The following is a 7,711-nucleotide window of genomic DNA, read 5'->3' as shown; positions in this document are numbered from 1 at the left end:
AGTTCTGGTTCCAGTAAGTCTGCTATGACTGCTCAAACTATTGAAATCCTTTAGTAAGCTATCAGCCGTCAGCGGTCAGCGGTCAGCTTTGTGGAACAGGCTTCCAGCCTGTGAAGCATCGGTCAGCTATCAGCTGATAACTGTTCGCGTAGCGTGGGCGTAGCGCATAAGCTGTTCGCGTAGGGCATAAGCTAATAACTGATAGCTGATAACTGATAGCTGATAACTGATAACTAAAAACTGATAACTAAAAGCTGATAGCTAAAAGCTGATAGCTGATAGCTGACAGCTGAATGCTCAGAAATTACCTTTGTTTGTCTAACAATGGAGCTGCCTCTAGCAAAGTTCTAGTGTAAGGATGCTCAGGATTAGTAAACAGGTCATGAGTTGGTTTCTTTTCAACAATCTGACCTTTATTCATCACGGCGATTCCATCACAGAAAAACCGTGCTACCCAGAGGTCATGAGTAATAAACAAATAGGTAAGATTAAAGGCTTCTTTCAACTCCAACATTAATTCTAATACTTGAGTTTGGACACTAGCATCCAGCATACTCACTGGTTCATCACAAATCACCAAACTAGGATGAGTAATCAATGCCCGAGCAATAGCAACCCGTTGTTGTTGTCCTCCAGAAAGGTCAGCGGGATATCGATTGTAGTAATCCTCTACAGGCGTTAATCCTACTCGTTCTAGCATTTCCTTGACATGATTTTTGGCTGCTGTTGGATTAGCCGCTAATTTATGAATAAATAACGGATCGGCAATACTTTCTCCCACAGTCATTAAAGGATTAAGACAAGCATGGGGGTCCTGAAATACCATTTGGATTTGACGACGAATCTCTTGTAGAGAATGTCGATTGAGTGTAGCTAAATTTGTGCCTTGAAACTCAACGGTTCCAGCCGTAGGACGAACTAATTGTAAGATAGTGCGAGATAAAGTACTTTTGCCACAACCAGATTCTCCTACTAGTCCTAAAATTTCACCAGGATATAAATCAAAACTGACGTTATCCACAGCTTTGATAACGTTTTGTTCTTGAGATACCAGTTGCTGAATAAAATTGCTTTCTAAGGTATAATATTGCTTGAGATTGGTAACCCGTAGCAAAGGGGTAGGAATGGCAGAGCTGGAATTTCCCTCAGGGTCATGACTGTTATTGTGGTCTTTAACTGCCTGAAGATGTAGAGCTGCTTCTAAGAGCGATCGCGTATAGTCATGGTTAGGTTGCCACAGAATCTGTGCCACTGGCCCAGTTTCCACCATTTTGCCACCATACATGACCGCAATGCGATCGCAATATTCCCCAATCATGGCCAAATCGTGAGAAATCAGTAACAGTGCCATGTCCCGTTCTCGACAAGCCATTGTTAATTCTTCTAATATCTGTGCCTCTACCGTAACATCCAAGCTGGTGGTGGGTTCATCTGCTACAATTAGCTTGGGATTGAGCAACAACGCTAATGCGATCGCAACCCGTTGCCGCATCCCCCCACTAAATTCATGGGGATATTGAGAGAAGCGATTAGCGGGGATTTTCACCGCATCTAGAGCTTCTAATACTTTTGCTCTACTCTCACGTCGTGATAGTTGGGGTTGGTGAGCTTTGAGGGTTTCTAGGCAGTGTTCCCCTATAGTCATTAAAGGGTCAAGGCGAGTCATCGGGTCTTGAAATACTAGCGCTACTGCTTCTCCACGAAACTGGCGCAGCTGTGTAGGGGTTAAGTCAAAAACCGACTTTCCGGCAAACCTTACCTTTCCTTTTACTTGGGACCGTTGCGGTAACAACTGCATGATTGCTCGTCCCAAAGTAGACTTACCGCAGCCTGACTCACCGACTAATCCCAGTCGCTCCCCTGAATCTAGCATGAAGGAAACATCATCTACTGCCCAGGTGGGTTTTTCAAGGGATTGGCTGCTAGGATAGGCCACCTGCAAGTTTTCGACACAAAGTAGCGGTGCACTCATTGATTGAATTTTTCTCTCCTAAGGATATAAGAACTTTGATGCCATAACCATTAAATTTTTATTAAAATTTGTAAATCTAGAGTAATTCCTATCTAAGTCAACTGCTCTGATCGACTTAATCAGGCCAGCAGTAGGATTGACCAAAGTTATCCTATAAACATCTTTTTGACATCTTTTTGTCAGGGCATCACCATGGAACCTGTAAATCCCCAAGTGTCTAATCACTATCAGCCAGAGTCAAATTCCCAAAACCAGGAAGAAACCAAAGGCAAATCCTCTGCATGGCTACTCACAGTCCTCTTTTTAGTAGGAGGTCTAGCGTTGTTGCAAATCTCGACAATACCAGAACCCCCTGTAGCCCCGACGAAAACTAAACAGATACCACCGCGACCTGTAGAAACTATTCCCCTAACCTTAGGTAAAGGAGTGAAACGGATCCAGTTACTGGGTGAAGTAGAGGCAAGTGAAAAAATCACGATTAAATCTCAGGTGGATGGTGTGATACAACAACTCAAAGTCCGAGAAGGCGATCGCGTTACCCCGGGAATGACCATTGCTATTCTTGATGGTGCTGACCAACAGTTAGCCCTAGCCCAAGCTAAGGCAAGGCTTGCTCAGGAAAAAAGTAATCTCGCTCGATTACAAGTAGGAACCCGTCCAGAAATTCTTGCCCAACGGCAAGCAGAACTGGATGCCGCTAAAGCTCGGGAACAAGAAGCAAAGGACAACCTTGATGGTATGATAGCCGTCCAACCCAATTTAATTGCCCAACGGCAAGCAGAACTGGATGCCGCTAAAGCTCGGGAACAAGAAGCAAAGGACAACCTCAAACGCATTGAAGCCTTAACTCTCGAAGGAGCTCTCTCTCAACGAGCAAAAGTAGAAGCCGAAAAATCGGCTGATGCAGCTACCAGTGAGCGCTTACGGGCTCAAGCTGCCCTAAGTGCAGAACAAACTAAAACCCAGCAAGAGATTGCTGAAGCCAAAAGTACCCTTGATGCCACCATCAGTGAGCGGTTGCGCATAGCAGCTCTGTTAGCGGAAGCCCAAGTCGGACCAACCCAGGAAGAAATTGATGCCCAGAAAGGGGTAGTAGCAGCAGCTCAGGCAGCGGTTGAGCAAGCTCAACTAGCATCAGAACGAGCCACGATTAAAGCGCCTACAGCCGGAGTTGTGCAATCCCGCCAGGTTGACAGGGGGAACTATGTGGAAGGTGGCGATGCCATCATTACCTTGGTCAATAATGCTCAATTCGATATCTTTCTAGAAGTGCCAGAACAGTTTACTAATCAGGTCAAACCAGGGATGTATGTGGAATTAACTGCACCGCGAAGTTTACCTAACTGGCAGCAACGAGCACAGATTACCAGCGTTGTGCCTACAGCCAATGCCAACTCACGGCGACAACTAGTAAGGGTAAATCTCAACAATCCCCCAAAAGACTTATTAGTTGGAATGGGAATTCAAGCCACCTTAGACTTACCCATTGATGTAGATCCCAGTTTTATTATCCCCCGTGATGCCATCATTAAACGAAAAAACCAATCCCTAATATATACCATTTCCCAAGACAAAGCACAACAGTTTACCGTAGAAATACTAGCGGACATGGGGGAAAAAGTCCTGATCACTAATCAACAATTACAAGCCAATCAACCCCTAGTTGTGTCAGGGGGTGAAGGGTTAAAAGATGGTTCACCAGTTAACATTACTAATCATTAATTCCTAATTATCGGACCTCTTGCAAACCTCAAAAAACTTGTAGCACAGTGCGGAATTCAAAATTCAAAATTCAAAATTCAAAATTATTACATGTTTACTTATTCAAGGTTTAGTATATAAGAGTTTTGCTCTTTTTGAAAAGTATATTGATTTCCGCCGTGCTGTATTAGTCTCTAGAATCCTTCCCGATTTCCGATTCCCGATTCCCGATTCCCGATTCCCGATTCCCGATTCCCGATTCCCGATTTCCGATTCCCGATTCCCGATTTCCGATTCCCGATTCCCGATTCCCGATTCCCGATTCCCGATTCCCGATTCCCGATTCCCGATTCCCGATTCCCGATTCCCGATTCCTGATTCCCAATTCCCGATTCCCGATTCCCGATTCCCTAGTTCCTAAGTTGCCAACTTCGGCCAAATTTGATGAAACTTATCGAAACAGCTGTCCGGTGGCGACATGGCACATTTGTTCTGTTCTGCCTCCTAGCCCTATGTGGCATCTTAGCCCTATTCCAGCTTCCCCTAGAACTTCGACCAGGAGGTGATACCCCAGAAATTACCATTAGCACCTCCTACGCTGGGGCAGGACCGACGGAAGTAGAAGACCTGATTACTAGACCCATCGAAGAAGCCGTCGAAGAAGTCACAGGAGTTAAAGAAATTACCAGTAGCTCTCGCCCTGGACGCAGTCGGATTTCTCTCGAATTCAATTGGGGAACAGATATTGATGCTCGCTTAGTAGATGTCTTGAGCAAATTACAGCGAGTGTCCTCTCTACCCCCAGAAGCGGGAGACCCCTCTGCTGAAGTGGTCAGTGGTGTTAGCCGTCCCATGATGTGGATTGTCCTAATGCCCAAAGAAGGCTATGATTCTGACCCAGACCATTACCGTGACTTGATTCAAGATGCCATCGTACCCAAGTTACGGCAAGTGGAAGGAGTGGGTCAGATTATTACTCCTGGGGGACGGGAACGGGAAGTGGAGGTGATTGTAGATCCGAAAGCCTTAGCTGACCGCAATCTAACCCTGTCTAATGTAGTGAATACTTTGCGCACTAATAACCGCAATATTCGGGGTGGACCGATGGTAGTGGGAAGACGGGAATACCGAGTCCGCACCGTCAGTCGCTCTGAGGATGTGAAGGAGTTGGAAGGGTTTGTGTTGCGCCGAGACCAATCAGGAACTGTCTATTTGGGGGATGTAGCTGATGTCCGCATTGGTCGCAAGCTAGAAAGTACGGTTCTTGTAGCAAATGACCAACCAACTGCTGGCATTGGTATCGAAAGACGAATTGGTAGCAATGTCCCAGAAATATCTAAGGGGGTCAGAGCAGTACTCAAGGAAATGGAAGCCCAACTGGAACAGCAAGGAGAAGGTGTCGAGTTTTTAATTAACTACGACGAGAATGGCTATATTAACCAATCTATTGCCTTAGTGCAGCAAAATTTGATCATGGGTGCGATACTAGCATCCCTAGTGTTGCTGCTGTTTCTCGGGTCATTGCGCACCGTAGCAGTAATTGCCCTAACTATTCCGACTACTATTATTACCGTCTTTATTGTCTTAGCCTTGCTAGGTCGCTCTCTGAATGTGATCAGTCTGGCAGGATTAGCCTTTGCTGTCGGAATGGTGGTGGATAATGCCATTGTGGTGCTAGAAAATATCTTCACCCACATGCAACGGGGAAAAAATCCGATCCGAGCTGCTATTGACGGCACTCAAGAAGTGTGGTCAGCTATGCTAGCCTCTACTCTGACTACCGTAGCAGTATTTGCTCCCATTGTTTTAGTCACAGGGGAGGCAGGACAGCTCTTCTTTGATATTGGTATTGCTCTATCGACATCGGTATTGTTTTCGCTGTTTGCAGCTCTGACCCTAGTGCCTATGCTATCGGGACTGTTTCTTAATCAAGCGGAGGCGCAACAGATTTTGCAGGGGATGGGGGATTTAGGCAGCCAAGGTTTAGACCCAAAACCATTGCGCCCAAAGCAGCGAAATAGAGGAGCAAAAATCCAAAATGTCCTGGTGCTAGCTGTAGCTAAAACTTCAGCAGTATTTAGAGTATGGCAAGGCAAGCTAGAGAGATTGTTATTAAAAACCGTGCGTTGGTCTGTTGGTGGCAAACGGATCGGAAGGCGTTTGGCTGTGTTGTTGATTCCTGTAGTATTGCTCTTTGTCAGTATTCGGTTACTCCCCCCCATGGATTACCTACCAGAAGGGAACCGTAATTTAATTATGTGGTTAACGGAACCCTTTCCAGGCACCAGTATTCCAGAATTCCTACGGCTATCCCAACCGGCCAGAAAGTTCTTGGCACAGCAGCCGGAAATTGACCGAACCTTGGTATTAGCACGCTCCGGACGCAACGCGATTTTAGTCCGTCTCAAGCCAGAGTTAGCTACCGCTAGGAATCTCGATGACATGGTGAATCGGATGGGAAAGGTAAAGTCTAATTTCCCTGGTTATCGCTTTGTGGTTGCCAGGCGCATTCCCATTTTTCGTAATCCAGGCAAGTCCTATACCGTGCGTGTGGTAGGACAAGACCTGGATCAATTAAACCAGTGGGGTCAGGATATTACTAAGCAATTGCGCCAACTGGACGGTGTGCGCAATGCTCGTTCGAGTTTTGTTACTGGTGCGCCAGAATTACAAGTCATTCCCAATCGGGTGCGACTGGCAGAAGTGGGCTTGTCAGAAGCTGAGTTAGGGAGAATGGTTGAAGCTGCTCTCGGTGGGATTAGAGCCTCAGAATTCGTGGATGGTAAACGGGAACTGGATGTGACCGTTGAATTACAACATACCGTTGTCAAAACCCCAGAGCAGTTGCGTCAGTTAGTGATCTATACTCCCAATGGTCAGCAAGTACAATTGGCTGATGTCGCTGAAGTAGTAGATACCACTGGACCCGATACCATTAACCGAGTAGATTTACAGCGTTCTATTACCCTAACCGTTAGTGTCGAGCGCTCAGCTCCCTTAGGAAAACTAGTTCAACAGACAGAGCAGCAAATTCTCAAACCCTTCCGGAAAACCCTACCTGCTGGCTATCGTGTCGAGTTAGCTGGTTCAGCAGATTTGCTATCAGAAACATTAGTTCAGTTGGGGTCAATCTTTCTTCTGTCTTTACTGATTACCTATCTGCTGCTAGTAGCACTCTACCGTTCTTTTCTCTATCCGATAGTAATTATGGCAACCGTACCGATAGGATTAACCGGAGCCTTGTTGAGTTTGGTGATAGTGAACAGAATTCCTGGTGTAGTGGTACCGCTGGATATGATTACCGGGTTGGGATTTGTGATTCTGACTGGAGTTGTGGTGAATAATGCCATCCTTTTGGTAGACCGAGCTTTGCAATTACAGCGAGAAGGGATAGATTACGATACATCCTTGTATAGAGCTGTATGCGATCGCTTACGACCAATATTCATGTCTGCTGGAACTACAGTACTAGGAATGTTACCGTTAGCAGCAATACCAGGGAAAGGAGCTGAATTATATCAAGGATTAGGGATTACCTTAACTGGGGGATTAGCTTTGTCTACGTTACTAACACCTACAGTAGTTCCAGCATTGATGGGATTATTAGGAGACTTTAGGGGTCAGAAGCCGAAACCTTCTGAGGTAAATCAGAAGGAAGAATCCCGTGAAATGGTTAGAGTGGATTAATCCGGTTACTCGGGAATATCAAGGTTGTTCGCGTAGCGTGGCCAAAGGCCAAGGTTGAAGGTTTAATGTTGAAGGTTGAATGTTGAAAGTTGTGTGGTTGAAGGTTGTTCGCGTAGCGTGGCCAAAGGCCAAGGTTGTTTGGTTGGGGTGCATCTGACTGTCTTGATGGAAAGCGCGGTCTTGGGGAGGCAGTTGCTTAATAATGGAATAATTTTAATAGTTTTGTGGAATAGGCATCTTGCCTGTTCAAGATCTAGTGGAATAGGCATCTTGCCTGTTCAAGATCTAGTGGAATAGGCATCTTGCCTGTTCAAGATCTAGTGGAATAGGCATCTTGCCTGTTCAAGATCT

Annotated in this window: 5 protein-coding genes; 2 read left to right on the top strand and 3 right to left on the bottom strand. The window is 45.8% G+C overall.

The window, feature by feature from the left end; translation table 11 throughout:
• Nucleotides 1-304: 304 nt before the first annotated feature.
• Nucleotides 305-1,972, bottom strand: a complete 1,668-nt coding sequence (locus tag F6J94_RS26285; RefSeq protein WP_293045597.1) for an ABC transporter ATP-binding protein — start codon at nucleotides 1,970-1,972, stop codon at nucleotides 305-307.
• Nucleotides 1,973-2,164: 192 nt separating this feature from the next.
• Between F6J94_RS26285 and F6J94_RS26280 the strand changes: the two genes are divergently transcribed.
• Complete coding sequence (locus tag F6J94_RS26280; RefSeq protein WP_293045596.1) at nucleotides 2,165-3,694, top strand: efflux RND transporter periplasmic adaptor subunit; 1,530 nt, start codon at nucleotides 2,165-2,167, stop codon at nucleotides 3,692-3,694.
• 166 nt (nucleotides 3,695-3,860) lie between these two features.
• Here the strand turns inward: F6J94_RS26280 and F6J94_RS26275 are convergent, their stop codons facing one another.
• Nucleotides 3,861-4,112 (bottom strand): hypothetical protein, encoded by a 252-nt coding sequence (locus tag F6J94_RS26275; protein ID WP_293045594.1) that lies wholly within the window; start codon nucleotides 4,110-4,112, stop codon nucleotides 3,861-3,863.
• 5 nt (nucleotides 4,113-4,117) lie between these two features.
• Between F6J94_RS26275 and F6J94_RS26270 the strand changes: the two genes are divergently transcribed.
• On the top strand, nucleotides 4,118-7,360 hold the full coding sequence (locus F6J94_RS26270; RefSeq protein WP_293045592.1) for an efflux RND transporter permease subunit: 3,243 nt from the start codon (nucleotides 4,118-4,120) through the stop codon (nucleotides 7,358-7,360).
• 18 nt (nucleotides 7,361-7,378) lie between these two features.
• On the opposite strand, the gene F6J94_RS26265 is transcribed toward F6J94_RS26270, so the two are convergent.
• Nucleotides 7,379-7,513, bottom strand: coding sequence for a hypothetical protein (locus F6J94_RS26265; RefSeq protein WP_293045591.1), 135 nt, complete (start codon nucleotides 7,511-7,513; stop codon nucleotides 7,379-7,381).
• Nucleotides 7,514-7,711 lie beyond the last annotated feature (198 nt).

Origin of the sequence: Moorena sp. SIO1F2, from assembly GCF_010672755.1 — a bacterium.
Classification (GTDB): domain Bacteria; phylum Cyanobacteriota; class Cyanobacteriia; order Cyanobacteriales; family Coleofasciculaceae; genus Moorena.
The sequence above is the reverse complement of the archived record's forward strand: the minus strand, read 5'-3'. Positions and strand labels throughout refer to the sequence as shown.

What these genes read in the sequence shown, in the direction of transcription:
- F6J94_RS26285 (WP_293045597.1), bottom strand. Translation starts at nt 1,972, where the DNA reads ATGAGTGCACCGCTACTTTGTGTCGAAAACTTGCAGGTGGCCTATCCT.
- F6J94_RS26280 (WP_293045596.1), top strand. Translation starts at nt 2,165, where the DNA reads ATGGAACCTGTAAATCCCCAAGTGTCTAATCACTATCAGCCAGAGTCA.
- F6J94_RS26270 (WP_293045592.1), top strand. Translation starts at nt 4,118, where the DNA reads ATGAAACTTATCGAAACAGCTGTCCGGTGGCGACATGGCACATTTGTT.
- F6J94_RS26265 (WP_293045591.1), bottom strand. Translation starts at nt 7,513, where the DNA reads ATGCACCCCAACCAAACAACCTTGGCCTTTGGCCACGCTACGCGAACA.